The 25,714-nt window shown below is 69.4% G+C and carries 23 protein-coding genes; 9 read left to right on the plus strand and 14 right to left on the minus strand.

All coding sequences use genetic code 11. The annotated features are described in order from the left end of the window. Positions 1-226: 226 nt before the first annotated feature. The 5 genes from HDG68_RS01495 to HDG68_RS01515 form a co-directional block, all read right to left on the minus strand. Positions 227-1,180, minus strand: coding sequence for a glycosyltransferase (locus HDG68_RS01495; RefSeq protein ID WP_172148602.1), 954 nt, complete (start codon positions 1,178-1,180; stop codon positions 227-229). 28 nt (positions 1,181-1,208) lie between these two features. Further along, positions 1,209-2,066, minus strand: a complete 858-nt coding sequence (locus tag HDG68_RS01500; protein WP_172148603.1) for a glycosyltransferase family protein — start codon at positions 2,064-2,066, stop codon at positions 1,209-1,211. Beyond that, positions 2,066-2,893: an ABC transporter permease gene (locus HDG68_RS01505; RefSeq protein WP_172148604.1), complete on the minus strand. Its 828-nt coding sequence runs from the start codon at positions 2,891-2,893 to the stop codon at positions 2,066-2,068. Before HDG68_RS01505 ends, HDG68_RS01500 begins: the two co-directional genes overlap by 1 nt. Before the next feature lies 1 nt (position 2,894). Then, positions 2,895-4,088, minus strand: a complete 1,194-nt coding sequence (locus HDG68_RS01510; RefSeq protein WP_216647869.1) for an ABC transporter ATP-binding protein — start codon at positions 4,086-4,088, stop codon at positions 2,895-2,897. An 83-nt stretch (positions 4,089-4,171) separates the two neighbouring features. After that, complete coding sequence (locus HDG68_RS01515) at positions 4,172-5,233, minus strand: glycosyltransferase family 4 protein (RefSeq protein ID WP_343037363.1); 1,062 nt, start codon at positions 5,231-5,233, stop codon at positions 4,172-4,174. 112 nt (positions 5,234-5,345) lie between these two features. Between HDG68_RS01515 and HDG68_RS01520 the strand changes: the two genes are divergently transcribed. The 3 genes from HDG68_RS01520 (at position 5,346) to HDG68_RS01530 (ending at position 8,601) form a co-directional block, all read left to right on the plus strand. Next, positions 5,346-6,521, plus strand: coding sequence for a glycosyltransferase (locus HDG68_RS01520; RefSeq protein ID WP_172148605.1), 1,176 nt, complete (start codon positions 5,346-5,348; stop codon positions 6,519-6,521). A 305-nt stretch (positions 6,522-6,826) separates the two neighbouring features. After that, the gene (locus HDG68_RS01525; protein ID WP_343037364.1) at positions 6,827-7,669 is read left to right on the plus strand and encodes a glycosyltransferase family 4 protein; all 843 of its coding nucleotides are present in this window, start codon (positions 6,827-6,829) and stop codon (positions 7,667-7,669) included. Then, positions 7,666-8,601 (plus strand): glycosyltransferase family A protein, encoded by a 936-nt coding sequence (locus tag HDG68_RS01530; protein ID WP_172148607.1) that lies wholly within the window; start codon positions 7,666-7,668, stop codon positions 8,599-8,601. Before HDG68_RS01525 ends, HDG68_RS01530 begins: the two co-directional genes overlap by 4 nt. Here HDG68_RS01530 and HDG68_RS01535 read toward each other — a convergent pair. Genes HDG68_RS01535 through HDG68_RS01555 form a run of 5 tightly spaced genes read right to left on the minus strand, consistent with a single transcriptional unit; the run spans position 8,549 to position 13,544 of the window. After that, on the minus strand, positions 8,549-9,445 hold the full coding sequence (locus HDG68_RS01535) for a glycosyltransferase (protein WP_172148609.1): 897 nt from the start codon (positions 9,443-9,445) through the stop codon (positions 8,549-8,551). The two genes, HDG68_RS01530 and HDG68_RS01535, sit on opposite strands and share 53 nt — an antisense overlap. Positions 9,446-9,462: 17 nt before the next feature. Continuing rightward, entirely contained in the window at positions 9,463-10,098 is a 636-nt protein-coding gene (locus HDG68_RS01540; protein WP_343037365.1) for a PIG-L deacetylase family protein, read from the minus strand. Continuing rightward, positions 10,095-11,288 carry a polysaccharide pyruvyl transferase family protein gene (locus HDG68_RS01545; RefSeq protein WP_172148613.1) on the minus strand — a complete coding sequence of 398 codons (1,194 nt, stop codon included), beginning with the start codon at positions 11,286-11,288 and terminating at the stop codon, positions 10,095-10,097. The genes HDG68_RS01540 and HDG68_RS01545 overlap by 4 nt, the downstream gene beginning before the upstream one ends. Further along, entirely contained in the window at positions 11,281-12,129 is an 849-nt protein-coding gene (locus tag HDG68_RS01550) for a sugar phosphate nucleotidyltransferase (RefSeq protein ID WP_172148615.1), read from the minus strand. Before HDG68_RS01550 ends, HDG68_RS01545 begins: the two co-directional genes overlap by 8 nt. Continuing rightward, positions 12,126-13,544, minus strand: coding sequence for a glutamate-1-semialdehyde 2,1-aminomutase (locus HDG68_RS01555; protein WP_172148617.1), 1,419 nt, complete (start codon positions 13,542-13,544; stop codon positions 12,126-12,128). The genes HDG68_RS01550 and HDG68_RS01555 overlap by 4 nt, the downstream gene beginning before the upstream one ends. 161 nt (positions 13,545-13,705) lie before the next feature. Between HDG68_RS01555 and HDG68_RS01560 the strand changes: the two genes are divergently transcribed. After that, positions 13,706-14,257: a dTDP-4-dehydrorhamnose 3,5-epimerase family protein gene (locus tag HDG68_RS01560; RefSeq protein WP_172148619.1), complete on the plus strand. Its 552-nt coding sequence runs from the start codon at positions 13,706-13,708 to the stop codon at positions 14,255-14,257. On the opposite strand, the gene HDG68_RS01565 is transcribed toward HDG68_RS01560, so the two are convergent. From HDG68_RS01565 to HDG68_RS01575, 3 genes are read right to left on the minus strand one after another with little or no spacing between them, the layout of a single operon-like run. Further along, positions 14,244-15,506 (minus strand): class I SAM-dependent methyltransferase, encoded by a 1,263-nt coding sequence (locus HDG68_RS01565; protein ID WP_425483717.1) that lies wholly within the window; start codon positions 15,504-15,506, stop codon positions 14,244-14,246. The genes HDG68_RS01560 and HDG68_RS01565 overlap by 14 nt on opposite strands. Further along, the gene (locus tag HDG68_RS01570) at positions 15,446-16,735 is read right to left on the minus strand and encodes a class I SAM-dependent methyltransferase (RefSeq protein WP_343037366.1); all 1,290 of its coding nucleotides are present in this window, start codon (positions 16,733-16,735) and stop codon (positions 15,446-15,448) included. Before HDG68_RS01570 ends, HDG68_RS01565 begins: the two co-directional genes overlap by 61 nt. Beyond that, on the minus strand, positions 16,732-17,763 hold the full coding sequence (locus HDG68_RS01575) for an NAD-dependent epimerase/dehydratase family protein (RefSeq protein WP_172148623.1): 1,032 nt from the start codon (positions 17,761-17,763) through the stop codon (positions 16,732-16,734). Before HDG68_RS01575 ends, HDG68_RS01570 begins: the two co-directional genes overlap by 4 nt. Positions 17,764-17,868: 105 nt before the next feature. On the opposite strand from HDG68_RS01575, the gene HDG68_RS01580 reads away from it, so the two are divergent. The 5 genes from HDG68_RS01580 (at position 17,869) to HDG68_RS01600 (ending at position 24,578) form a co-directional block, all read left to right on the plus strand. Next, positions 17,869-19,938: a glycosyltransferase gene (locus tag HDG68_RS01580; RefSeq protein WP_343037367.1), complete on the plus strand. Its 2,070-nt coding sequence runs from the start codon at positions 17,869-17,871 to the stop codon at positions 19,936-19,938. Next, positions 19,935-21,272 carry an O-antigen ligase family protein gene (locus HDG68_RS01585; RefSeq protein WP_172148625.1) on the plus strand — a complete coding sequence of 446 codons (1,338 nt, stop codon included), beginning with the start codon at positions 19,935-19,937 and terminating at the stop codon, positions 21,270-21,272. The genes HDG68_RS01580 and HDG68_RS01585 overlap by 4 nt, the downstream gene beginning before the upstream one ends. Then, the gene (locus tag HDG68_RS01590; protein WP_172148627.1) at positions 21,269-22,396 is read left to right on the plus strand and encodes a glycosyltransferase family 4 protein; all 1,128 of its coding nucleotides are present in this window, start codon (positions 21,269-21,271) and stop codon (positions 22,394-22,396) included. The genes HDG68_RS01585 and HDG68_RS01590 overlap by 4 nt, the downstream gene beginning before the upstream one ends. Next, positions 22,393-23,400, plus strand: a complete 1,008-nt coding sequence (locus HDG68_RS01595; protein ID WP_172148629.1) for a glycosyltransferase family 4 protein — start codon at positions 22,393-22,395, stop codon at positions 23,398-23,400. The genes HDG68_RS01590 and HDG68_RS01595 overlap by 4 nt, the downstream gene beginning before the upstream one ends. Positions 23,401-23,717: 317 nt before the next feature. Next, positions 23,718-24,578, plus strand: coding sequence for a glycosyltransferase (locus HDG68_RS01600; RefSeq protein WP_343037368.1), 861 nt, complete (start codon positions 23,718-23,720; stop codon positions 24,576-24,578). Here HDG68_RS01600 and HDG68_RS01605 read toward each other — a convergent pair. Further along, positions 24,526-25,701 carry a glycosyltransferase family 4 protein gene (locus tag HDG68_RS01605; RefSeq protein ID WP_172148633.1) on the minus strand — a complete coding sequence of 392 codons (1,176 nt, stop codon included), beginning with the start codon at positions 25,699-25,701 and terminating at the stop codon, positions 24,526-24,528. The two genes, HDG68_RS01600 and HDG68_RS01605, sit on opposite strands and share 53 nt — an antisense overlap. Positions 25,702-25,714 lie beyond the last annotated feature (13 nt).

Genomic DNA, 25,714 nt, shown 5'->3' on the forward strand with positions numbered 1-25,714 from the left:
ACCGCGTCGAAGTCTGCGGGCCATGCCACGGCCTGCCCACTGAGGTGCTGTCCCCAGGGGCACGGGGTGCCGGTGCAGTCGAGGCTCAGCGCACTGGACGAGCCCGACCACTGGTCCGCGGCAGCCGCGGGTCCGGTCACCCCGATGCTCGCGACGAGCGCGAGGCAGAGTGCGGCCGCCAGGCGCAACGGGCTGCGGACGCCAAAACGCCCCGTCTTCGACCTGGTCATTGCTTCTCCTGTAGTTCCGACCGGCGTTGTGGGATGCCGGCGGCGGTGCCGACGACGAGACCGCTCAGTTCGATCACCGAGCGAAGAACAATGGCGGGCGAACGCAGCCTCCCACGGTGGTCCAGTTCTGGGACCCGACCCGCGAGCGCCCTCGCCACGTAGGCGCAGCGCATCTTGAGCTCGCGGAGGAGGGTGCCGGCCAGGCGCGCGGGGTAAGGCGACCCCAGCCCGAAGACGCGGATGAACATCGCCTGCTGATTTCGGCGGGCGTAGAAGTGCCACCGTCGGTCAAAGCGATCTCCTTTGATCGCGTAGGGAGCCGAGACGTGGCGCACCACCGCACGCGGGTTGAAGACCAGGCGTCGACCCAGAGCACGCTGCCGGAGCGAGATGTCCGTCTCTTCGCAGATGCAGGGGCCGGGGTAGCCTCCGTGGACTCCTCCGACGTCGGAGAGCGCAGCCCGGCGAAAGGACATATTGGCGCCCAAGAGGTGGTCTACGTCGATCACCCGACCAGGATCGGCGGCAAAGTACCCCATGAGCCGACCGTCCGGCAGGAGTCTCCCGATGCGGTCCAGCCCTTCGCGGTCCTCCCCCGACTGGCCGTTGACGATACGCCCGCCGACACCGAAGACCTCAGGGTCGGCATAGCAGCTGATCAACTCGTCCAACCAGTCCGGATCGACGTAGGCGTCGTCGTCGACGAAGGCGACGACGTCACCCGTGGCCGCCTGCAGGCCGATATTCCGGGACTCCGGCGTGGTGCTCGCGCCGAGATCGTTCCGCAGATAAGTGACACCCGGCCACTCTCCGACGACGGCGCGAGTGCGGTCGTCCGGCGATGCATCCACCACCAGGGCCTCGGTGGGCGGCGTCCGCAGCGCTGAGAGATGTCGAAGACATTCCCGTACGAACTCGGGACGTCGATACGTCGGCACCACCACACTCACCGTGAGACGGTCCGGCTGGTTACGCGCCTCAGACATCCTCCGCCTCCGGTCTTATGGTGACGAGCCGCAGCCAGGCGGGATGCCTGCGGAATGGCGTTGCCATGACGGCTCTCCAAGGGCGCTGCGCGCGCTCCACCCATCGCTGGTAGACCGCGGGACGTGAGTACGTGGCTGCGTGGCCGGACCACCCGAACTTCCTGCGCATCTGATCGTCCGGGCGCACCCACGAGTAGTGGACGACGGCGTCGTCCACACCGACCACATCATGGACGAGGCGCTGGTAACCCTGGACGCGATCCGTGTGCCACGGCCGGATGTCGACCCTGTAGGACACCGCGGTAGAGGCCTGCCGCGCGCAGTCCAACGTGACACCAGGACGGATGGCGAGCGGGCCAGGAAAGCTTGCAGCAGGACGCCAGAAGCGGGTCGACGCCTCCAGATATCGCCCACCGCCGGGAACGTCGCCCACCCTGGCGTAGAGCCAGCGCGCGGGATACTCGAGGGCGTCGGCACCCACCGCCTCGGCGCGCTCCACCATGCGGAAAAAGGTGTCGGGAGACACCATCACTTCGTCGGTGTCCAGTTGCAGGACCCAGTCGACGCCCTCCCCGGCCTGATCGAGCGCCACCTGCCGCTGGTAGGTGTCGTTGGCAATCGGTTCCTCGCCGGGCTGCCAAAAATCGCCGGGGGCGAGAACACACTTGCCGTCAACATCGACCGACTTGATGATCGTGAGGCACTGGTCGACGGGAAGCCTCGTTCCGGTCCACGACGTCGAGCTGCGGTCGTACGACACAATGATCCGCTCCACCCGGTCGTAGTACGACCTGATGCTCGCCGCCAGGAAGTGGGGGTCAGCGGCGAGAACGTAGGCATTGGCGCGCATCAGATCACGTCCGCGAACTGTCGCTCGTAGCGCTGAAAGACCAAGGTCCCGCCGAGAAGCACGAGCAGCGCAGCACCGACCATTCCTACGATCTGCCACAGCGGAGGCGCCGCCTGACCGAGGAGCGACCATCGGAACGCCTCGAGGAACCAGGTCAGAGGGTTGGCTGTGAAGAGCCACTGGACGGCCTCGGGCGATCCCTCGAGCGCCTCGAGCGAGTAGGCGACCGGAGTCGCGTAGAGGCCCATCTGCAGCAGCCACGGCATCACGTAGCCGACGTCCCGATACTTGACCTGGATCGCGGCGGCGGCAACCCCGACCCCGAGCGCGACCATGAGCAGGAGCATCGTCCAGACCGGCAGGAGCAGGACTGCCCACCCCGGGCTGACCCCGTACACGATCAGCAGGACGACGCCCAATCCGAGCGCCACGGCATAGTCGAGGAGCACGCCCAGCGCACTCGACAAGGGCACCAGCAACCGTGGGAAGAAGACCTTCGCCACGAGAGCCTGGTTGGCCACCAGCGAGGCCGAGGACCGAGCGATCGTCTGGCTGAACAGGTTCCAGGCAAGCATGCCCATGAAGCTGAAGAGAAAGTAGGGCACACCGTTGGTCGGCAGATCGGCGACGGTACCGAAGACCAGCGCGAAGATCCCTGCACCGAGCAACGGTTGGACGACGACCCACGCCACACCGACAGCGGTCTGCCGGTACCTCAGCAGGATGTCCCGCAGACCGAAGCGGAGAAGAACCTCCCGCGCCGCCCACAACTCGCGCCATCGGGGCAGCCCAAGGCGTCCCGGGGGTGTGATCACGATGGTCGCCATGTCACCGCCCCTCGTAGTCGTAGTCGGCGAGCACGACTCCCTGCGCCGTCGCTTCGTCGAGCGTCATCTCGGGGTACGGGGTCGCCGGGAGCACCTCGAAGGCCGATGCTCCCTCCCAGGCGTCGAGCACTCCCGTCTGACAGACGAAGGCGTCCACTGTGTAGCGCCCCGGCTTCAACCAGGGCGCGCGCAGCGTCAGCTGGATCTCCTGCTCCTTGCTCGCCTCGTACCAGCCGCCCACCGCGCGCGAGTCGCACTGGGCGACCACCGCGCCGCTGGCATCGTTGACGTGGATGGAGACGAAGTACGAGCCGACGAGATCCGGGTTCGAGCCGACGCCGAGGACGAACCGCTTGCTTTCTGCCGGGTCGAAGACGTCGGACGCCGGGATCAACGAACTCGCGCGCAGCGTCCCCGTGCCAGGCCTCCTCTCCGGATCCTGCTGCTCCATCGCAAACTGCTCGAAGCTACGCCGGTAGACGTCGAGCGCACCGTCGACCGAGCCGGCGTACGTGAGCCGCCCGCGGTCGAGGTAGACGGCGCTGGTGCACAGTGCGGTGACCGTCTGGACGAGGTGGCTCACGTAAAGAACCGTGCGTCCGTCCTTGGCGACGTCGCGCATCTTCGCCAACGACTTGCGCTGGAACTCTGCGTCCCCCACGGCGAGCACCTCGTCGATCGCGAGGATCTCCGTTCGGAGGTGGGCGGCCACGGAGAAGGCGAGACGCACGTACATGCCGGACGAGTAGCGCTTCACCGGGGTGTCGAGGAACTTCGCGACGCCCGAGAAGTCGACGATCTCGTCGAACGAGGACCGAATCTCCTTGCGCGTCATCCCCAGGATCGCGCCGTTGAGGTAAATGTTCTCCCGTCCGGTCAGCTCCCCCGAAAAGCCGGTGCCGACCTCGAGCAGGCTCCCCATGCGTCCGTGGAGCTCGATCCGACCGCGGGTGGGAGCCGTCACCCGTGTCAGCAGCTTGAGTAGCGTGGACTTGCCCGCACCGTTCCGCCCCACGATCCCGAGCGCCTCGCCCCACGGGACGTCCAGATCAACTCCGTCGAGCGCGTCGAACTCGGTGAACCGCGACTTCGCCCACGGGCTCCGCAACCGCGCCATGATCGCCTCGACCGCCGTCGTCGGACGGTGGCCGGCACTACCGATGCGGTAGGTCTTGCCGAGTCCACGGACGGACACAGCTGGAGTGGAGGCGGACACGCTTGGAGACTAGTCCCGCCCGTCGGCGCCAGCCCATGCGGTGACCGGGTGAAGTGGCAGTTTCACCCGAGCGATCCACCCATCAAGGTGCGCCAGACACGGGCGTGCCCGGCCGCGCTCGCCTCCCAGGTAAAGCCACTGGCGTGCACCCGGCCTGCCGACACGCGTTCCGACACCCCAGGGCCGTCCTCGAGGACGTGTACCAGCCCGTCGGCGATCCCGGGGCCGTCCGGCTCGACGAGCCACGCGGCGCCTCCGCACACCTCCGGGAGGGCCGCACGGTCGGCAGCGACGACGGGCACGCCACAGGCCATTGCCTCGAGCGCCGGTAGCCCGAAGCCCTCGTGCAGGGAGGGAACGACGACGGCGGACGCTGCGGCCATGAGTCCCGGTAGGACGTCGTCGGGTACGCGACCCAGCCGTACGACCCCGTCGAGCGGCCCGAAGAGACGGTCTCGCCGCTCGGCCGGCGGCCCGCACATCACGAGCTGGACGTCCGGGCACGCGCTGCGGACACGGGTCCAGGCCGACGCGAGCCCCTCCAGGTTCTTGCGGGCCGTGGCACCACCGGCGTGCAGGACGAAGCGTCCCCGGATGCCCAGGTCGGTGCGCTTCTCCTCCGACAGGGGCGGGATCCGGAAGTAGCGCTGAGCCACGCCGTTGTGGACGACATGGACGCCGTCCAACCCGAAACGCTCCGCAATGTCGTCCGCCGAGAACTTCGAGACGGCGATCACCGCCTCCGCACGCCTCGTCTCTTCAGCGGCGAACGGCTCCGGTGCGGCCTCGTCGGGGAACAGCCACGATACCGTGTCGTGCACGGTGACCACCTCGGGAACCGGTGCCGGTGGCATCGACAGCCCCATCCGATGCACGACGGCTGAGCCGCGGTAGAGCCAATGGCCGGCCGCCCGTCGCGCACCCGGCGCGGTGCCGCGCAGCACCGCGCCGGGCAGGCGGGCAGTCCCCGGAAGCTCCGATCGCAAGGACCGCACGAGCGCGCGCTCGACGCGCACGCCGTCGCCGACGGCCGCCTGGGCGCGGGAGGCGATGTTCTCCTCATAGGTCTGGGGCCCCATGGGCAGCGCCGAAGCGAACGAAGCAAGGGTCAGAACGGGCTCCACGGGACCATTGTGGTGCGCACCGGCTGGTCGTCGGGGGCGAATTGGCGGCTCGAGCGGGTGAGATCTGCGCTTCTCCGGACCGATCGGAGGGTGGACTCCCTACGATCACCAGGTGGCCTCCATCGCACTCGTCACGAGTTCCTTCTGGCCCCGCCCAGGCGGGGTCGAGGAGCACGTGCGACGACTGGCGGCGGAGCTCGAGCGACGCGGTCATCGGGTCGCCGTCTGGGCGGTCGACCGGGGCGACGAGACGACCGGGGTCGACGAGGCCGTGCCCGGCGTCCACGTCCGGTACCTTCCGGCTCCCCTGCCCACGAGGTCCATCAGAGGCGTAGCCCGGTTCCTCGCGGCCTTTCCATCCGCATGGCGGTCCTGGGCGTCTGCGGCACGGGCAGATCGGCCTGACATCGTTCACGTCCAGTGCTACGGGCCGAACGGTCCCTGGGCCACGGCGCTGGCTGCGGTGCGTCGCCGTCCCCTCGTCGTCGGAGTCCACGGTGAGACCAGCGGGGATGCCGACGACGCCTTCGGCGTCTCCGCCCTGCAACGGTACGCGCTGCGACGTTCCCTCGCACGATCCGCCGCCGTCACGGCCTGCTCCGCGTACGCCGCGGCCGACCTCGCTCGCTTCGGTTTCGCCCCGGGGCGCGCCACCGTCGTGGGCAACGGGGTCGACACGGACGAAGCGGAGGGCTCGCCACCGGACGACCTGCCGGACCGCTACCTCCTCGCTCTCGGTCGCGTCGACCGCGTGAAGGGCTTCGACCTCCTGGTCCGCGCGTTCGCGCGTGCACGTGCGACGGGCGACATCGCCGCGGACCTGAGCCTGGTGTGTGCGGGAGACGGTCCACTGGTGAGCGCCGTCAAACAGCTGGCGCAGGACCTCGGCGTGCAGGGCAGCGTCCACTGGACCGGAACGCTCGATCGCGGCGCCGTGGTGGCCGTGATGGCGCGCGCCGACGCGCTCGTCGTCCCGAGTCGCTCCGAGGCCTTCGGGATCGTCGTGCTCGAGGCGATGCGCGCCGGGGTCCCCGTGGTGGCCACCAACCGTGGCGGTGTCGCAGAGATCGTCGACGACGACGTCACGGGATTGCTGATCGACCCCGAACAGTCCGAGGACTTCGCCCGCGCCCTTGGCCGGATCACCGACCCCGCGACTCGACACCGCATCGGCGTTGCCGGCCGTGCTTCCGTGGTCATCCACTCGTGGCAGGCGGTCACCGACCGCGTCGAGGACGTCTACCAGGACGTCCTGGGCCCGGCGCACCACGACGAGGCCCTTGCATGAGGCGAACCGTTCATGTCATCACACCGGGCGACCACTACTCCCCGCGGACCGGAAGCGCCGTACCTACGGTGGTGCACGGGCTGAACTCCAGCATGCGAGGCGGCCGCGCCACGGTCCGGGTCGCCCGCGGGACGTACGCCGACCGCTACGACGACGCGACCATCGACGAGTACGAGCCGGTCGCAGACCCCGGTGCATGGAACCGCCGGCTCGACGTCCTTCGGGCGCCTCTGGGCCTCGCCCGCTCGACGGCCGGGCCGTGGGCGGCCGCTCTGGCGGACCAGGACCGGTGGGAGCCATCCGTCGTGATCCTGCACAACGCGCCCCAGGCGGTCGGCCTGGTCGCACGTCCACACACTCCGGTCCTGTACGCCCATAACGAGCTGTTCCGCACGTACACCCAGCGCGAGGCGGGGCGCGTGATCGGCGACGTGGGCGCCGTCGTCTGCGTGAGCGATTTCCTCGCCGAGCGCACGGCGGACCGGCTACCGCGCGCGCTGCGCGACCGCGTGCACGTCATCCGCAACGGTGTCGACACCGCACGGTTCCGGCCTGGGCCCGCCTTTCCGAAGGGCCAGGGCGAGCTCCACGTGGTCTTCGTCGGCCGCACGATCCCGGACAAGGGGCCTGACATCCTCCTGCAGGCCGTCGAGCTGCTGGACCGCGCGGACATCCGGGCCACTGTCGTCGGCAGCGCCGGCTTCTCTGCGACGGCCCCACTCACCTCCTACGAGCGGCAGGTCAGGGCCCGGGCCGACCGCATCGGTCGCCGCGCGACCGTGCTGCCCTTCGTTCCCCGCCCGGAGGTGCCCGGGCTTCTGGCCACAGCCGACGTGGTCGTCGTTCCCTCCGTCTGGCCTGACCCCTGTCCTCTGACCGTGCTAGAGGGCATGGCCGCGGGCGCGGCGATCGTGGCATCCGCGGTCGGTGGCATCCCTGAGGTGGTGGGTGACGCCGGGGCTCTCGTCGACGCCGGCGACGCGAGAGCACTTGCCGACGCGCTCGAACGCCTCGCCGAGGATCCACGGACGTTGGAGGCCGCTCGATCACGAGCCCGTGCCCGTGCCGAAGGCCGGGACTGGGCCGTCGCGTCCGCCGAGCTGGACACGCTCCTGAGGTCGATCCGGCCCGCAGGAGCGCCCGGATGACCACCGTCGGCATCTCCGTCGTGCTCGCCACCAATCGCGGTGCCGACAATCCGTTCCTGGCCGAGACTCTCGCATCGGCCTGCCGGCAGAGCACCGAGTACCTCGAGCTCGTCATCGTCGACGACGGAGGGCCGCGGGAGTTCGGACCCGAAGACCTGCCCGGCGCGCCTCCACGGGCCAGGGTGGTCAGGACACCAGGAGGCGGCCCGGCGCGTGCGCGCAACATCGGTGCCCGCGTCGTCCGGGGCGACCTCATTGCCTTCCTGGACGACGACGACGTGTGGGAGCCCGAACGTCTCGAGGCCCACACCCGCGCCATGCGTGCCGACCCAGGACTCGCGCTCACCTACTCCCGGATGCGCTCCGTGGACGACGAAGGGAGAACGATAGCTTCCGCGGACCAGATTCCGATCTCGACGACGTCGGATGTCTACCGACGACGAACCGGCATCATGCTCCCCAACTCCGTGGTCAGGGCGGACGCGTTCCGAGCCGTCGGAGGATTCGACGAGTCGCTGCGCCTGGCCGAGGACCTGGACCTCGTGTTCCGGCTTGCTGCGCACGGTGGTGTCGCGATGGTCGGGAGTCGTTCACTGGTCTCTTACCGACGCCATCGAGGCAACGCGACACGCCGGCATCGCGACCTCGCGACGGCGATTCGCGGTGTCGTCGCCCGGCACCTGGAACAGTCGTCCGCGCGCGGGGAGTCCGAGCTCGTCAGCGCCCTGGTCGAGTCTCAGCAGGCGAACGACCGCTTTGCGATCTGGTCGGCGGGTCGCGCCGCGCGGTCAGCCCTGGGCGAGCACCGCCCGGCCGCGGCGTGGGCCGAGGTGGTGTGGGCAGTGCGATTCGCTCCACATGCACCCTTGCGAGCAGCGATCAGGCGGGTGAACGGCCAGCGCCACGGCGAACGAGCTGAGCGTTCCTCTTGAGGTCGTAGGGAAAGAAGCGCCAGTTCTCGACGGTCCAGTCCCGCAGCACGACCCGGACCGCACGAGCGCGTTCCGCGGCGGGCAACGGAGCGAGCACCGCTTCCGCGAGGAGCCGGTGGTTCAGGTACCACTGGGGAAACGCGAGACGTCGACGGTGCTCCCGGTACGCGCGGGTCTGCCGCACCGGGTCGGAGGCCTGGAGCTTGTTGGTCTGCTCCTCGTGGTTCCTCGCCCAGAAGAGTTGGTCGGGAACCTGGATCCAAGGAGCCCGCAGTGCCATCCGTACCGCGAGCGCCATGTCACCGCCGTAGAAATCAGGGTGCCCGCCCATGGACCGCAGCACGTCGGAGCGAAACACGCCGCCGTATCCGATCACCTGATAGGCCTGCCGGACGAAGAACTCGTGCAACCGCTCGACCGGTCCGAGGGACATGAAGTCGAGGTCCTCGTCGTCCCGTTCACCGAGACGCTCGCCGTCAGCCCCGATGAGAACAACTCGCGAGAAGGCGATCGTCGCGTCGGGATGGGAGTCCAGAGCCGACCGACAGGACACAAGATGACCCGGCCGCACCAGGTCGTCGGCTGCGTTCCACATGAACAGGGGCGCATCCGCCGCGTGGAGAACGCGATTGAAGTTCCACGTCACGCCACGATTGACCTCTGTCGTCAGCACCGTGAAACGGTCGTCCTCGGCGGCGAACGAGCGGGCGATCTCGAGCGTGCCGTCCGTAGAACCATTGTCCGAGACAACGACCTGGATGTTCTCAAGCTCTTGTTCCTGGAGGGCCGTGAGCGCCTCGGCAAGGTATCTCTCGCCGTTCCACACCGGTACGCCGACCGTCACGGCCGGACCCCGGCCCGTCACAGGTCGATCACCGCCTTCGGTACCACGAAAGCCTCCGCATAGTGCGACCTGCATTCGATTCCGCGCATCCTCATCAGCCCGCCGAACGTCTCACGGTCCCACCAGTCATGGCCCACCTGCGAGGGATAGCACTCGTCGAGGATCTCGAGCTTACGGAGCGCGACCTCCTTCGACAGCCGGACATAGGTGCTGGGACGGCCGAGGTCTCCGTCCCACTTCGGGATCTCGTAGTGAAGCACCAGCGCGTCCCGCCACACCGTCGTGACGAGGCGACCCAGCAACCGGTGGTCCTGGTGGGCGTCGTCGTATCGGGGCGCCAGGACGACGTCGGGAGGCGGTGTCGAGGCCGCGAAGTCGTGCAACGTCTGCTTCACCGCGTCCCAGTGGCCGGGCAGCCGACCGTCCGGCAACCCGGCGAACGTGGAGCGAGCACCGGGCCACACCGCGGCGGCAGCTCGGCGCGCCTCTTCGGTCCTCTCACTGGACCCCGTGAGAGTGAGGAACGCGGCCGAGGCCCCCGGGCGCGCCCCCAGGCGGAGCAACGTCCCGCCGCAGCCGATCTCTAGGTCGTCCGGGTGCGCTGCCAGCCCGATGACGTGGATCGGGCCGGGCCCCGTTGTCAACGGCTTCACCGCTTCGTCTCCAGTTGCGTCGGGTACCGGCTGAGTCCCAGGTCGCGCCGGAGATCGTCTGCCTGCGCCTCGAGCAGGGCGCGTGCCCGGCCCGTCCATCGCACCGTGTCGGTGTGCGCTGAATGCCAGGCGTTCCCCTCCCTCAGCATCTCGAGGACCTGTTCCGCGACGAGGTCGGGGTCGAATCCGGCGACGTCGTGCGCTCTCTCGGGCGCTCCGAGGTCGTCCACCAGCCACTGCTGCTTCCTCGCGTACCCCAGAGACACGACCGGGAGCCCGGCGCGCACCGCCGTGACCAGGTTGTGGTAACGCGCTGCGACGACGACGCGACAGCCGGCGAACCACTCGGCCAACTCGTCGAGAGTGTCCGCGGGAGCTCGGACGACGGCAGCACGGTCGACACGAGCGACCACCTCCTCGGCGATCGTGTCGTCCAGCCCTGCCCCACCGACCACCAGGACCGTCGTCCCGGCCTCCTCGAGCCGGCGCGCGACCAGGCAGATCCTGCCCAGATAGTCGTCCCGGTCCCACGAGGCCTCGACCGTTCCCGTCCCGTTCGTGTCGATCACACCGAGGGCGACCGTCCACCCTCCCGCGTCGCCCCTGGCGCCCAGCGGCTTGCCCGAGAGCACCAGGTCCGGGACGACGGGAGGTCGAGCGCCTGCGAGCCTCGCGACGTGTTCCGCAGAACCGCGATCCCGCACCGTCACCGACGTGGCGAACCTCAGCACCGCGCCGAACAGTGCCCGCGTCAACCGGCTGCCGCCGTCGTCGACGCCGATCGAGACCAGGTGGAACGGGCGATGACGACACCGCGCAGCGACCCCGTACCACGCCAGGGTCAGCGGGATCGCCGTCGCTCGGATCGCCGCCCCCTCCAACAGCCCGGTCCCAGGCACGACCACGGCGTCGACCTCACCGACCCGCCGCCACGCCCACACCAGGTCGCGCAACTTTCCCCACGCTCCTCGCCACCCGCCACGGACAGCGTGCGGGTCGGTGACGGAGACCGTCGAGATGCCTCGGTCACGCCGGACGACGTCAGGCTTCTCGGTGACGATCACCAGCTCCGCGTCCTCGCCGAGGACGTCGAGCATGGCGTCGAGCGACGCTTCGTTGCCGAGGTTGCCGATGCCGAACTGCCCCAGCAGGGCTACACGGGGACGAGCCGGTGGCCGTATGTCACGCACCACGGGTTCGTCCGACTACTTCCGGTACCCGGACCTCCGGCGCGCGGCGCGGCCGATGCTGAGACGCACGGTCCCAGACGGCCCAGGGCCGATCACCCGTGCGGTTCATCTCCTCGAGCGCGGAGCGCTCCTTGAGCGTGTCCATGGGCGCCCAGAAGCCGGGGTGGGGGTGCACTCTGAACCGGCCGGCACGGGCGGCGCGCACGCACGCGTCCATGACGAGGTCCTCCCCCTCGTCGAGGAAGTCGAAGATCCCCTGCCGGAGGACGAAGTAGCCTCCGTTGATGCACATGCTCATATGCGCGACGGGCTCGAGGTCACGCATCCAGCCGTCCTCGTCAAAACGCACCACGTGGAACGAGTCCTGAGGGGCGACCGCCAGCAAGGTCCCGACCGCGTCAGTCTTCACGAACTCGTCGATGATGGCGTTCATCGGGGCGTCCGTCAGGACGTCACCGTAGTTGGCGAGAAACACGTCGTCGTCGTCGAGATACTGACGCACGCGGCGCAGTCGTTCACCGATCGCGGTGTCGATGCCGGTGTCGACGAAGGTGATGCGCCACTCGCTGATGTCGCTCGACAGCAACTCGATCTGGTCGCCACCCTTGGTGAGGACAAAGTCGTTCGAGTGCGTCTCCGAGTAGTTCAGGAAGTAGTCCTTGACCGCGTTGGCCCCGTGCCCCAGGCACAGGATGAACTCCGTGTGCCCGAAGTGTGCGTAGTACTTCATGATGTGCCACAGGACGGGCCGGGTTCCGATCGGCATCATCGGCTTCGGCAACGAGTCCGAGCCGGACCGCATGCGCATGCCCAGACCGCCGCAGAACAGGACGACCTTCATCGTGCACCTCCGGGGCGTCGAATGGAGTCGGTGTCGTGACGGAGGCGGCGTGGTGCGGCGCGCTCTCGCAGCGCTGGAGCGACGGGAGCGCCGACGAGGAATCTATCGGTCGAACCGGCGTCGAGCGCAGCCTCGTAGATCGGGAGCGCTCGACCGACCGCGTCCACCGTCCGGTCGAGGTCGGCGTCTGTGTGCGCCGCCGAGACGACGAACGACTGAGCGAGAACTCCCCCTCGGAGGAGTTCGGACAGGAACAACGCTCGGTAGGCCTGCGATGCCTTGCGGGTCGCGTCCAGCGTTCCGAACACCAGGCATGCGGGATGTCCGGAAACCGTGACGTGGGCCGAGAGCCCCGCGGCGTCCACGACCTGCTCGACTCCGGTGCGAAGCCGCCGTCCGCGCTCCGCCAGAACCGCCGGCACGTCTCGGCTTTCGTAGGTGCGGCGGACCGCGAGCCAGGCGGCCAAACCGCCGGTCTCCGCACCGTTTGTGGTGGAGAGCAGGAACACGCGTCGCTCGTCGGTCGCAAGACCCCCGAGCTCCATCAACTCGCGACGACCGGCCAGGGCTGAGACGGCGAAGCCGTTCCCCATGGCCTTGCCCCATGTAGACAGGTCGGGCGTGACGCCGTAGACCGACTGAGCACCTCCTGCGGCCCAGCGCATACCCGTGATGATCTCGTCGAAGACAAGGACGACACCCTCTCGATCGCAGAGCGCCCGAAGCCCCTCGAGGTAGCCAGGTGGTGGCGTGAGTTGGGCGGTCGCCGCCTCGAGCACGAGAGCTGCGATCTCTCCGCGGCGTTCCGCGAGCAGCGATGCCGTACCTGCGAGATCTCCGTACCGGAACCTGACGGTCAGACCGCTGACCGCCCTAGGGATGCCGGCATCCATCGGTGTGGTGCCGATGAACCAGTCGTCGGTCGAGAAGAAGGGCTGGTCCGTGCAGACGGCAACCACCTCACGTCCCGTCGCGGCTCGGGCCAGCCGGACGGCCGCAGTGGTCGCGTCGGAACCGTTCTTGGCGAACTTCACCATCTCGGCGCCGGGCACCTGGGCACAGAACGCCTCGGCAGCATCGAGTTCCCATGTCGTCGGTCGCGAGAAGCTCACCCCGTCCGCGACAGCGGCGGCGACCGCATCGACGACAGGTCGGTAGCCATGGCCGAGCGTGACGCTCCGCAGTCCCATCCCGTACTCGACGTACTCGTTGCCGTCCATGTCCCAGACATGAGCACCTGCACCTCGAGCGAGCACCGGCGCCATGCCTTCCGGGTACTGGTCGGAGGCACGCGCGTAGGTGTGCGCCCCGCCCGGAACGAGTTCGTGCAGGCGCGCTTGGGCGGCCGCCGAACGTTCGAGCCCGGCCCACGCAGGGCGGGCAGACGCCGTGTCGGATCCTACGTGCTGCGACATCGGCTTCCCCTCGACGCGGTGGCTCCGGAGCCGCCCGGTCGGGCGCCCGCAGCCAGTCTGCTGCGCGTCACCGCAGGTCTGAACCCGCACGGCGGCATTTCATCCGTGCCGCGGGCACTTTTCACCCGTGCGCGGGCCACGAGGTCGCCTAGCGTGAGGCCGTGCACGTACGAGACACGAGCCTTCACGGTGTCCTCCTCCTCGAACCCACACCGCACCGGGACGATCGCGGGCTCTTCACCCGGACGTTCGACGACGACACGGCGGCCCGGGCCGGTATCGACCCCAGGTCGTTCGTTCAGGACAGCCAGTCCCGGTCGCTGCGCGGTGTTGTGCGCGGACTCCACGGACGAGACGGCGCCGGCGAGTCAAAGCTGGTCAGAGTGGCGAACGGTGCGGTGCACGACGTGGTCGTCGACGCGCGGCCGAACTCACCGACCTTCGGCCGATGGGAGGCGTTCCTCCTCGACGACACGAACTTCCGCGTGCTGCACGTGCCACGTGGATGCCTCCACGGCCACCAGACCCTGACGGTCACCGCGGACGTCTGCTACCGCATCGATTCCGAGCACGAACCGAGGGAGGACGTCGCCGTCCACTACAGGGATCCGGACCTCGGCATCACATGGCCTGTCCCGGTGACGGTCGTCAGCGACCGTGACGCCGCCGCCGGCTCATGGGCACGGCTCGTCGAACGACTCACGTCCCGCTGAGCGGAGGGACGACGAACGGTTCCGGCTCGGCGAGCACCCAGCGAGCGCCGGCGGCCTCGATCTGCGGGTAGGCCCGGCGGACCTCGTCGAGAAGGTCGGGTACGAAGAGCAGCACGTGATCGGGACGGAGCTCGGCGAACGCTTCGGGACCGACGATCGGCACTCGGGGCCGCCCGCTTCCCGGCATCGACAGACCCCGTTTCGCCTCCGACGAGTCCACGACGGCCCGCACGTCCCGGACCGTGATCCCGGTGGCTGCGAAGAGTGACACTGCCCGTGAGGCCGCGCCATACCCGACGACGACCGAGTCACCACAACCGTCCAGCCAGGCTCGCAGGGCGGCCGTCGACGCCGTGACTCCCCGACCGAGCAGGGCGACAGCGGCGGGGTCCCGTACACCCAGGGCGGACTCGTCCTCCAGCGCCCGCTCTATGACGGAGCTGACCTCGGGCGGCACCGACGCCGCACGGACGGAAGCGGACCGGGCGAACGCCAGAACCCATGTTCCGCCGTAGAGGGGGTATCGCCAGGCGCCGACGGGCGTCAGCTCGCTCGAGCGTGCCATCTCGACCGTCATCGTCACGGACAGGTAGGAGTAGTGGCCGTGGCGCAGCACATTCCACGTCCCGTCGCGCATGATCGTCGAGAGCGGATGGAGATGCAGGGCGAGGACACCCTCGGCAGACATCTCCCGGACCCGGCGAAGCCAGGCGGACCGCAGATCTGGCTCGTGCATCAGGCCCAAGGAGTCGACTACGAGGTCGGCCGGGCCGCCGCCCGCTACGACGACGCCGGGCACGGCGTCCCGGACGGGGGCCCACCACGAGCCGCCGTGCGGACTGCCGTGTTCCTCGACGCGCGCACCCCGCTCGACGAACCCCGCGCGCGTCAGATCGGCGACGGCCGCACGCGCCTGCGCGACGAGTGCCTCCGGCTCCACGCCACGCGGCTCGTCCGCGCGCGTCTCGTCTTCCTCGAGCTGCGCCAGCCCACAACGGTCGCACAGCACCATTCGCAGCGGGAAGAGTGCGTCCTCCACGGGATCGGTGGCCGCAGGGAACCGGTCCGCCGGTGGCTGTGCACCCAGGTCGAGGACGACGCTGCCCTCCGCACCTCGGCACCATCGACAGCGCCAGGCAGGGCTGGGGCCGGAGCCGACGAACGAGCCACGCGGCCCGGCGCCGCTGTTCACGTCCCCGGCTCGAAGACCTCGAGACGGGGAAGGAAGCACACCAGGCGGCCTCCCCACGTCGCGATGTGGGCCAGCTGAGCAGAGATCTCCTGGCGGAGGTTCCAGGGCATGACGACGACGAAGTCGGGCCGAGCCTCGTCGAGCGCTTCGGGCGGGAGGATCGGAAGGTGCGCCCCCGGGGTGAAGCGGCCGTGCTTGTAGGGGTTGCGGTCGACGGCAAACTCGATGAGGTCCGGGCGGATCCCGCAGTGGTTGAGCAGGGTGTTGCCCTTTCCCGGGGCCCCGTACGCCACGACGCGACGACCTTCGCGGCGGGCTTCGAGCAAGAACCGCAAGACTTCGTCGCGCACGGAAGTGACCTGTTCGGCAAAGCCGGCATGGCCCTCGACGGTGTGCAGGCCGGCGTCGGCCTCGAGGCGCAGGACACGAGCCACCTCGGACGAGGGAGCGGGAGCGTGCTCGGACGGCGCCGACCATGTCCGGAGCGAACCGCCATGACTCGCCAGCTCCTCGACGTCGACGACGGTGAGGCCGGCCGACTCGAGCACCCGTTGAGTCGTCAGCAGCGATAGATAGCTGTAATGCTCGTGATAGATCGTGTCGTACTCGTTCCCCTGCACCAGTCGCAGGAGGTGGGGGATCTCGATGCTCACCCGCCCTTCGTCGGCGACGAGAGCACGCAGCCCCCGGGCGAAGTCGACGATGTCCGGCACGTGGGCGAACACGTTGTTCGCCACAACGAGGTCGGCCGGGCCGTGCGCCTCACGAGCCTTCGCCCCCGTCTGCTCACCGAGGAAGTCGACCTGCGTCGGCACGCCTCGCGCGACGGCAGCCTCGGCGACGTTGCTCGATGGCTCGATACCGAGACAGCGCATCCCCCGATCTACGACATGCTGGAGCAGATAGCCGTCGTTGCTGGCCACCTCCACCACGTATGACTCCTCCGGGGTCAGGCCCAGGCGTTCTACGGCGTCGTCGACGAAGCGGCGTGCATGCGCCACCCAGGAGTCCGAGTAGGAGGAGAAGTACGCGTAGTCGTCGAAGATCTCCTCCGCGGGAACGTACGAAGGAAGCTGAACGAGCAGGCAGGACTCGCACACCCGCACGTGGAGCGGGTAGAAGGTCTCCGGACCATCGACCTGATCGACGGTCGGGTAGCTCTCGCACAGGGGGGACAGGCCAAGGTCGACGAACGTCCGGCGCAGTGGATTGCCGCAGAGACGGCAAGGGGGCGCAGGGGCCAGAGCAGCGTCGATGGAAAGAGGGGCCTTCGTGGAGCCGGTCACGCCTTCACCACGGCCCGCAGCGTGCCCAGGTCGAGCTCTCCGGACTCGGAAAGCGCGCGGATCCGCTCAAGACGAACGAAGCGCTCCCCTTCGAAGTCTGGAGCGGAGAGCCCGTGGCGATGCGCAGCGTCCCAGATCTCCTGGATACCGTCCGGTACCGTCCACCGCGGCGACGCCCCGGGCAACTCCTCGCGGATCCGCGAGAACTCGACCCGGTAGTTGCGTGCATCCGCTCCGGCGCCAGGCGCAAAGGTCACCGGGCGCCTCGTGATCCTGCTGACCTGTTCGGCGACCGTTCGGATCTGAACGACGTCCTCGTCCCGGCCGACGTTGTACGCACGGTCGTGCACGATCTCCCGCGGAGCCTCGAGGGCTGCGAGGAACGCCCGGGAGATGTCCTCCACGTGCACCAGCGGCCTCCACGGGCTCCCGTCCGACTGCAGTCGCACCTCGCCCCGAGTGAACGCGGCGCCTGTCAGGTTGTTGACCACGATGTCGGCACGCAGCCGCGGCGACGAGCCGTAGGCCGTGGCGTTGCGGAGGTAGGTCGGGGAGAAGCTCGCCGTGGCGAGCTCCGAGATGCCCTCCTCCGCGCGGACCTTCGACTCCCCGTACGGCGTGACGGGGTGGAACGACGAGTTCTCGTCCACAGGGGCGTCACCGGCGGCGCCGTACAGCGAGCACGACGAGGAGAAGAGGAACCTCGACACACCTGCCTCGCGTGAGGCCCTGGCCATGTTCACCGCGCCATCGGTGTTCACGGAGAATGTGGCCTCCGGGTTGAGGTGGCCGAGCGGATCGTTCGAGATCGCCGCGAGGTGCACGACGGCGTCGAACCCCTCGAGGTCGTCGGGTCGCACGTCCCGCACGTCCCCGGTCCGCTGCTCGTAGCCTTGCACCGGAGGCCCGAAGTCGCACCCGTCGTACCAGCCGGCATCGAGCCCGACGACCTCGTGGCCCGCCGCCTGAAGCAGAGGTACCAGCACGGCACCGATGTACCCCCGATCACCATCGACGAGCACCCGCATCTCTTGCCTCCTCGGCGTCAGTGGCTCTCGACGTCTCCCAGAGCGACGAGCAGGGCCGACTCGACGGTACCCAGCACCCCTGCTCCAGGGAGAGGCCGGGAGCGGGTGAAAGATCGGACCGAGCGGGTGATAGTGCCAGGCGAACATTTCGCCCCGCCGGCAGATCGACCAGGATCGTTGCCCATGAGGGTCCTGCGGGTGTCGCACAGCGCGGTCGTCGATGCCTGGCGTGAACGAGAGCGCGAGCTCCGGCGTCGCGGGGTAGAGGTGACCCTGCTGTCTGCGCGGCGCTGGGACGAAGGCGGTCGCGAGGTCCGCCTCGTGCCGCACCCGGACGAAGTGGTGGTCGGCGTGCGAACGTGGGGCTCGCACCCCGCGCTGTTCGTCTACGACCCGATCCCTATCTGGCACGCCCTGGGGCGCCCGCATGATGTCCTCGACCTGCACGAGGAGCCGTTCGCCGTCGCCACCGCCGAGGTGCTGCTGCTCGCGCTGGCACGACGCGCGGTCGATCGATTGCGCGGCCGCAACACACCGCAGCACCCCTTCGTCGTCTACAGCGCTCAAAACCTTCACAAGCGGTACCCGCCGCCCTTCCGCTGGATCGAGAGGCGCGTCCTGCGTCGTGCGGCGGCGATCCAGGTCTGCAACCGCGATGCGAGGGAGATCCTTCTGGACAAGGGGGCCCGCGGGACGGTCGAGGTCATCCCGCTAGGGGTGGACCTCGGCGTCTTCACTCCCGTCGATAGGCCGCGCCCGAGGCAACGTGCCCTCGTCGGGTACGCGGGTCGGCTCGCACCGCACAAGGGTGTGGACGTCCTCCTCGAGGCGATCGCCCTCGACCCCGGCCTGGACCTTGCCATCGCAGGAGCCGGGCCGGCACAGGATGAGCTCCGCAAGCGGTCCGGCGAGCTCGGCCTCACCCATCGGGTCAGGTTCCAGGGCTCTCTGGGCGGCGCCGAGCTCGTCGAGTTCTTCCGGTCGATCGACGTGCTCGCCGTCCCGTCTCGAACCACGAGGGGTTGGGTCGAGCAGTTCGGGCGGGTCGCGATCGAGGCTATGGCATGTGGGACTCCGGTGGTGGCGAGCAGGTCCGGGGCATTGCCCGACGTCGTCGGTGGCGCTGGGCTCCTGGTGCCCCCCGAGGACCCACGGGCGCTCACCGCCGCGTTGCGCAAGGCCACCGAGCCGGCGACCGCCGTACGTCTGCGCGCCAGCGGCGCGGAGCGTGCGGCGGAGTGCGCCTGGCCCGTCGTGGCGGCGCGGCTCGCCGCACTCTACGGCGCCGCCACGGCAGCGCCGCAGGAGTGTGACGAGGACCGGCCACCGGCCGAGGCGCTTGTCGTGGCCTACGGTTCGCCGGAACTTCTCAGACGTGCCTTGGCACCGATCACCGGGAAGCTGCCGATCACCGTGGTGGACAACTCCAGTGACCCTCAGGTCCGAGAGATCACGAAACTAGCCGGTGGGCGGTATCTGGATCCGGGCCGCAACGGCGGCTTCGCGGCCGGCGTCAACCACGGTCTGGCTAACCTCCAACATCCGGGGCGCGACGTGCTGCTGCTCAACCCTGACGCCGCCATCAGCCCGGACGGCGTCCGTGCGTTGCAGGACGCCCTGCACTCGACCCCGCGCACCGCGAGCGTCGGTCCCGCCCAGGTGGACCCCGCGGGTGCGGCGGCGCGCGTGGAGTGGCCATTCCCCCATCCCTGGTCGGCATGGTCCGAGGCACTCGGGATCGATGTGCTCCGGCGTGCCGTCGGCCTGGCCGCACACGGTGGACGCCGGGCGACGTACGTCGTGGGATCGGTCCTGCTGCTGCACCCGGACGCCATCGACGACGTCGGGGCGTTCGACGAGGAGTTCTTCCTCTACTCCGAGGAGACGGACTGGGCCTACCGGGCGCACCAGCGTGGATGGTCCCACCGGCTGATCACCGATGTCGTCGCACTCCACGTCGGAGGGGCGACGAGCTCTGACAGCCTGCAACGCGAGAGGTGGGTCCGCGCTTCGCAGGAGCGTTACTGGCGCAAGCACTACGGGACGACCGGATGGCACGTCGCGCGGGCTGGTGGCGCGGTCGGCGCGTCGATCCGCGCGATGGCCCCGGGCTCGGACCGGCGCGCCGCCGCTCGGCGGCGTCTGGGGCTCCTGGTCCACGGGGCGGCGGGATGATCCCGCCTTCCTCGCGCGCCCTGCCGCGGGGGGCCCGGACGGCGCTGCTGATCTGCGTCGTCGCGGCCAGCCTCGCTCTGATCGGCCTCCTCGTCGTCGTCGCGCCGGCTCTCGCCGTGGTCGCCGCGGTGTTGCTGATGCTGGTCGGCGTCACGGTGTACGAACCGGTCGCGCTCCCCGTCCTCGCCATGCCGCTCTTCGTCATCGTCGAGCGGGTCGGAGCAGGCGGTGTCGACCTCTCACTGAGCGACTTCGCCTTCTTCGGCGCGTTCTGGTTCGCGGTGTTTCTCGGACCGCGCCCCTTCAGCCCGGCCATGCGGAACATGCTGTGGCTGAGTGCGGTCTACCAGGCTGCGACACTCTTCACGGTGCTCGTCAATCCCTATCTCGCCAACACCGTCGAGTGGTTTCACGCCTGGCTGCTCGTCGGTGGCGCACTGGTCGTCGGGTGGGCCGTCGGCCGGTCCGGGCACGCCGCGCTCGGCCTGACCCTCCTCGTGGGCGCCTGTCTCGTGATCGCTGGGCTCACCCTGGTCTTCGGAGCGCTGCAGTTCTCCCAGGGAAACACCGGACCGGTCTACCTCCACTGGCCCTTCGGGATGCACAAGAACTTCATCGGCACCCTCCTCGCCTCCGCCGCCGCCATCGTCTACGCACGCCCGCCCTGGATGAACTGGCCCCTCTGGGTGAGCTATGCGTCGTTCGGCGCCCTCACCCTCGCGGTAGCCGCCACACAGGCGCGGCAGGCCTACATCGGCCTCGCTGTGGCCGTGGTGATCATTCTTTTCCGCCGACACCAGAAGGTCCGGCACACCCCGTGGATCCTCGCGCCGGTCGTCGTCGCGTGCGTCGCGGTACTGACACTGGTCCAGGAACAGGTGGCCGAAGGCAACTCCTTCAACTCAACCTACCAGCGCCTGACCTGGTTCGAGCAGGCGATCGAGGTCTGGCAGCACCAGCCGGTCGTCGGCGTCGGCCTGCGTTGGTGGACCACGGGTGAGTTCTACTCGTTCCAACCTCCGAACGCTGAGCTCGAGGTCCTCAGCTCGACGGGCATCGTCGGTCTCGTCGCCTTCCTCGTGCTGCAGTTCGGCGGGCTCATGGTCCTGTGGCGCGTGCGTCCCGACTACGGGACGGTGGCCTTCGCGATCCTTGCCTCACGCCTCGTTCAGGGCCAACTCGACCTGTTCTGGGTCGCCGTGAGCGTCTCTGTCCCGTACGTGATCGCCGGGGTCTGCCTCGGTGCAGCAGCCCGGGCCGACGCCGAGGAGCGATCCGTCGAGGCCGCTCCGCCTGAAGCTCGGCACGCGCCGCTCACGGGGAGCAGGACATGATCGTCGTCCAGATCTGCCCCGAGATCGGACCGGGAACGGGCGTGGGAGGAGTCGCTGCCGAGCTCGAGTCGGCGTGGGACCGGGCTGGAGTGGAGACCAAGCGCTTCACCCTCGAGGACAGCTGGGGCGGGTGGATTCCGGCCCCGTCGACGAGCATCGGCGGCCGCCTCGCCCTGCTCGCACGAGTGGTCTGGTTCTCGACGGTCGGCACGGTGCTCGCTCGGCGCTACTGCCGGTCTATACCCGGGTCCGTCTCCATCTGCCACAACGACGCCCTCGCTGGTGACGCTTACGTCAACCATGGGCTGGTCCAGGTGGCGATGCGCGGCCGGGGGCATGCTAGGTGGAGGCTCGCGCGCAATCCAATGCACCTCTTCGTTCTGGGCCGGGACGCGATCCGCTACCGGTTCGGCGTCCACCGGGTCGTGGTCAACCTCAGCCCGACCGAGGACGATCTGCTGCACGACCTGCATCCCGGCCTCCGCACGACGACGGCAGTCATCGGCAACGGCGTGGACCTGGATCGCTTCCGGCCCCCGACTCCGGAGCAGAGGAAGGCCGCCCGGGACCGCTACGGCTTCGGCCCCGGTCAGCGCGTCGTGCTGTTCGTCGGCAACGAGCACGACCGCAAGGGACTTCCCGCGCTCCTCGACGCGATCCCGCAGACCGGTGCCCATCTGCTCGTCGTGGGCGGTGACGCGCAGATGGTGAGCGTTGCCCGACGTCACGCCGAGACATCGGGCATCACCGACCGATGCGTCTTCACCGGTCCCGAGAGCGACGTGGTCACGGCCTTCCACGCCTCCGACGCCTTGTGCCTCCCCAGCGCCTACGAGTCTTTCGGGCTGGTGTACCTCGAAGCACTCGCTGCCGGCCTTCCCGTCGTCGCGACACCCGTGGGGGTCGTGCCGGAGGTGGTCATTCCCTCGACCGGGCGCATGGTCTCCCCCGCGCCGGAATCCGTGGCGCGGGGGCTGACGGAGGTCCTTGAGCTGGATCCCACAGAGGTCCGCGAGGCGACTCGCCGCATGGCCGAACGGTGGTCATGGAACACCGTGGCAACCCGATACCTGGAGGTTCTGTCCGCGTCGTCGCGCGACGGGCGCCGCGAGGGAGCAGCATGAGGATCGTCCATGCCGTACGCTCCGACGGGTTCGCCGGTGTCGAGCGGCACGTTGCCCGCCTCGCTCGCGCCCAGGCAGAGCGCGGTGAGGACGTGCTGGTCATCGGAGGCTCGCCGCCCGACATGGTCCGCGAGCTCGGCGGTGTCCTCCATCGTCCGGCGTCGACGGTGCGTGACGTTGCACGCGAGCTGCAGGTCCACGGCCGGTGGTCAGACGTGGTGCACGTCCACATGACGGCGGCGGAGATCGCGGCAGGACTGACGGTCCGCGGCTCACGGCAAGGCCCGGCAGTCGTCACGACACGCCACTTCGCCGCACCACGCGGCCGCGGGCTACAAGGTCCTGCTGTCGCCGCGATCGCACGCCGGGCCGTCTCGGCCCAGATCGCGATCTCGGAGTTCGTGGCCGACCACGTGGACGGACCGAGCACCGTGGTTCATCCCGGGGTGCACACTGCGCCGAGGGGCGACCACCAACAGAAGGTCATCCTGATCCTCCAGCGCCTCGAGAAGGAGAAGGAGACCGCTTTGGCCATCCGGGCCGCCGCAGCCTCAGGGCTCACCGAGCTGGGGTGGCGAGTCCGGATCGCGGGTACCGGGACCGAGCGCGATCGGCTGGGCGCCCTCAGCTCGGAGCTGGCTCTCGATGTCGAGTTCCTGGGGCACCGGTCGGACGTGCCCGACCTCATGGACAAATCAGGGCTGCTTCTCGCGCCGTGCGCGGTGGAAGGGCTCGGGCTCAGCGTCCTCGAGGCGATGGCTCGCTCTTTACCAGTCGTCGCTGCCGATGCCGGCGGCCACGCCGAACTGCTCGCCGGGCTCGACGAACGCGCACTGTTCACCCCGGGAGACGTCCGCGACGCCGGCGACCGCCTGAGGTCTCTCGCTCTCGACGACAGGGGGCGTCGTGCCTACGGGCACGCGGCGGCCTCCCGACAGCGCGAACGTTTCACTCTCGAGGCCCAGGTGGCGGGCACGGCCGCTGTGTACCGGAGCCTGCGATGACGGCCGCTACAGCAGAGGTCCTCGTGGTCTGTTCGCTCGAACCCTGGGACGAGGTCTGGAGACGCAACCAGCATCTTGTGTCTCGGATACTCGCCGCGGACGAGGAGCTGCGTGTGCTCTTCGTCGAGCCCCCGGCCGACCCGTTGTACGACGCTGTGCACCGTCGTGCGCCTCGGCCTGGCCGGGGGTTGCGCAGCGGACGGGACGCGGACACCGCACTCGCCCACGACGCGGCAGCGCGTCTGACACTGTACCAACCGACGAAGTGGCTGCCACGCCGGTGGGACTCAGGCGGCGACAGGAGACGAGCTCGAGGCGTGCTGCGCGTCGCACGGCGGCTCGGGCCGTTGTACGCCGTCTGGATCAACGACCTCGCCTTGGTCGATATCCTCGACCTGACCACGGCACCGACACTGTACGACGTCACCGACGACTGGCTCGCAGCACGCCGAACTCAGACGGAGTCGGCCCGGTTGGCACGTTCCGAAGCCAGGCTGCTCGCCGAGACCGCCACCGTCACGGTGTGTTCGCCGGCGCTCGCCCACGACAAGGGGTCTGTTCGTCCAGATGTCGTCGTCGTGACGAACGGCGTCGACTCGGCCGCGTACACGGGACCGGTCGAGCGCCCGCGCGATCTCGGCGAGGGGCCGGTCGCCCTCTACGTCGGCACCCTTCATGCGGATCGCCTCGACGTCGATCTGTGCGCACGCACGGCCCGCGCCCTGCGCAGATCTGGCGGACGTCTGGTGCTCGTCGGCCCTGACGCGCTCGAGGGCCGTGAGCGGCATCTCCTCGAGGAAGCCGGCGTCCACCTCCTGGGAGCGAAGCCGTTCTCGGAGATCCCCGCCTACACCCGCAGCGCCGACGTGCTCGTGGTGCCCCACGTCGTCGACCAGTTCACCGACTCCCTCGATCCGATCAAGCTGTACGAGTACCGGGCCGCACGACGACCTGTGGTCTCGACACGGGTAGCGGGGTTCCGCGACAGCCGGGACGTGCTCGTCGAGGCGGTGTCGTCCGAGCAGTTCCCCGCGCACGTCGTCGCGGTCACGGCACGGCCCGTGCCCGATCAGCGGCAGATCAGGGTGCCCGACGACCTGCCCACGTGGGACCGCCAGGCGGCGGTCATGCACGAGGTGATCCGCGCGACCGTCGCCCCGCGCGACGCCAGACCGTAGTGACGAGCTCGGCGGTCAGCTCGATCCTGAAACGGTCGTGCGCCGCCGCGTAGGCCTCCGACGCGCGCCGTCGCGCTTCAGCAGGCTGGTCGAGCACGTCGATGACTGCAGCGGCGAGAGCGTCGGCGTCTCCCGGGGGGACGAGCCATCCGAGTGGCCTGGACGAGCGGTCGACGAGTATCTCCGGCACGCCCCCGGCGTCGGTGGCGATGACCGGTACACCCCGCACCATGGCCTCGACAACCACCTGTCCGAACGGCTCCGGCACGGGCGAAGCGTGCACGAGGACGGTGGCCTCGTCGAGCTCGTACCGCGGATCGTCGACTGCTTCCAGCATCGTCACGTGGTCGGAGACACCGAGCGCACGTACCGCTTGCTGGACTTTTCCCGCATAGTCCTCGCCGCCGAAGATCGGGGAACCCACTATGCGGAAGGTCGATCCGGGATGGCGAGCGAGAATGCTCGGCATCGCCCGGGCGAGCTCCAGCTGGCCCTTCGTCGGACTGATCCGGCCGAGCAAGAGCACCACCGGGCGCGCGGGCGCCACGTGGCTGGCGGGGTCGGCGATCGCCTGGCTGGTAGAAAAACCAGGGTAGGCGACGACGAGGTTCCGCACCCCGGGAAGCGTGGCTGCGGTCGCACGAGAGTTGGCGACGACTGCACGGGGGAAGACCCTGGCGGCCGCTCGCAACAGCTTCGAGAGCGGAGCGGGCATGTAGTCGGGCGCGATCCTGTCATGCACGTGCCAGACGAGAGGAGCCCCTACGGCCGCAGCCGCGGCCGAACCGATGACGTGGGCCTTCATCGTCGTCGTGACCACCACGTCCGGCCGTTCGCGCGCGAGGTGCACCGCGAGCCGCCACATCAGCGCGGCAGCGGCGGGCGCTGCGGCGATGCTCCGCAGCCCGTGGACCTGACCACGCGTCAAGCCCGCGGCACGACGCGCGAGGGGCATGACGGTCACGACGTCGGCCAGCGGCGCCAGCCGATCGACGAGCGGGCCGTCCTCGAAGAGGACCACGTCGATCCCGAGCCGGACGCGGTCGACGGCACCTAGCAGCCGGCACAGCGCTAACTCAGCGCCCGATTCACGCGCCGTGTGACCGATGATCGTGACGCGCAAGGGCCGCTGAACT

Origin of the sequence: Isoptericola chiayiensis, from assembly GCF_013149805.1 — a bacterium.
Taxonomy (GTDB): domain Bacteria; phylum Actinomycetota; class Actinomycetes; order Actinomycetales; family Cellulomonadaceae; genus Isoptericola; species Isoptericola chiayiensis.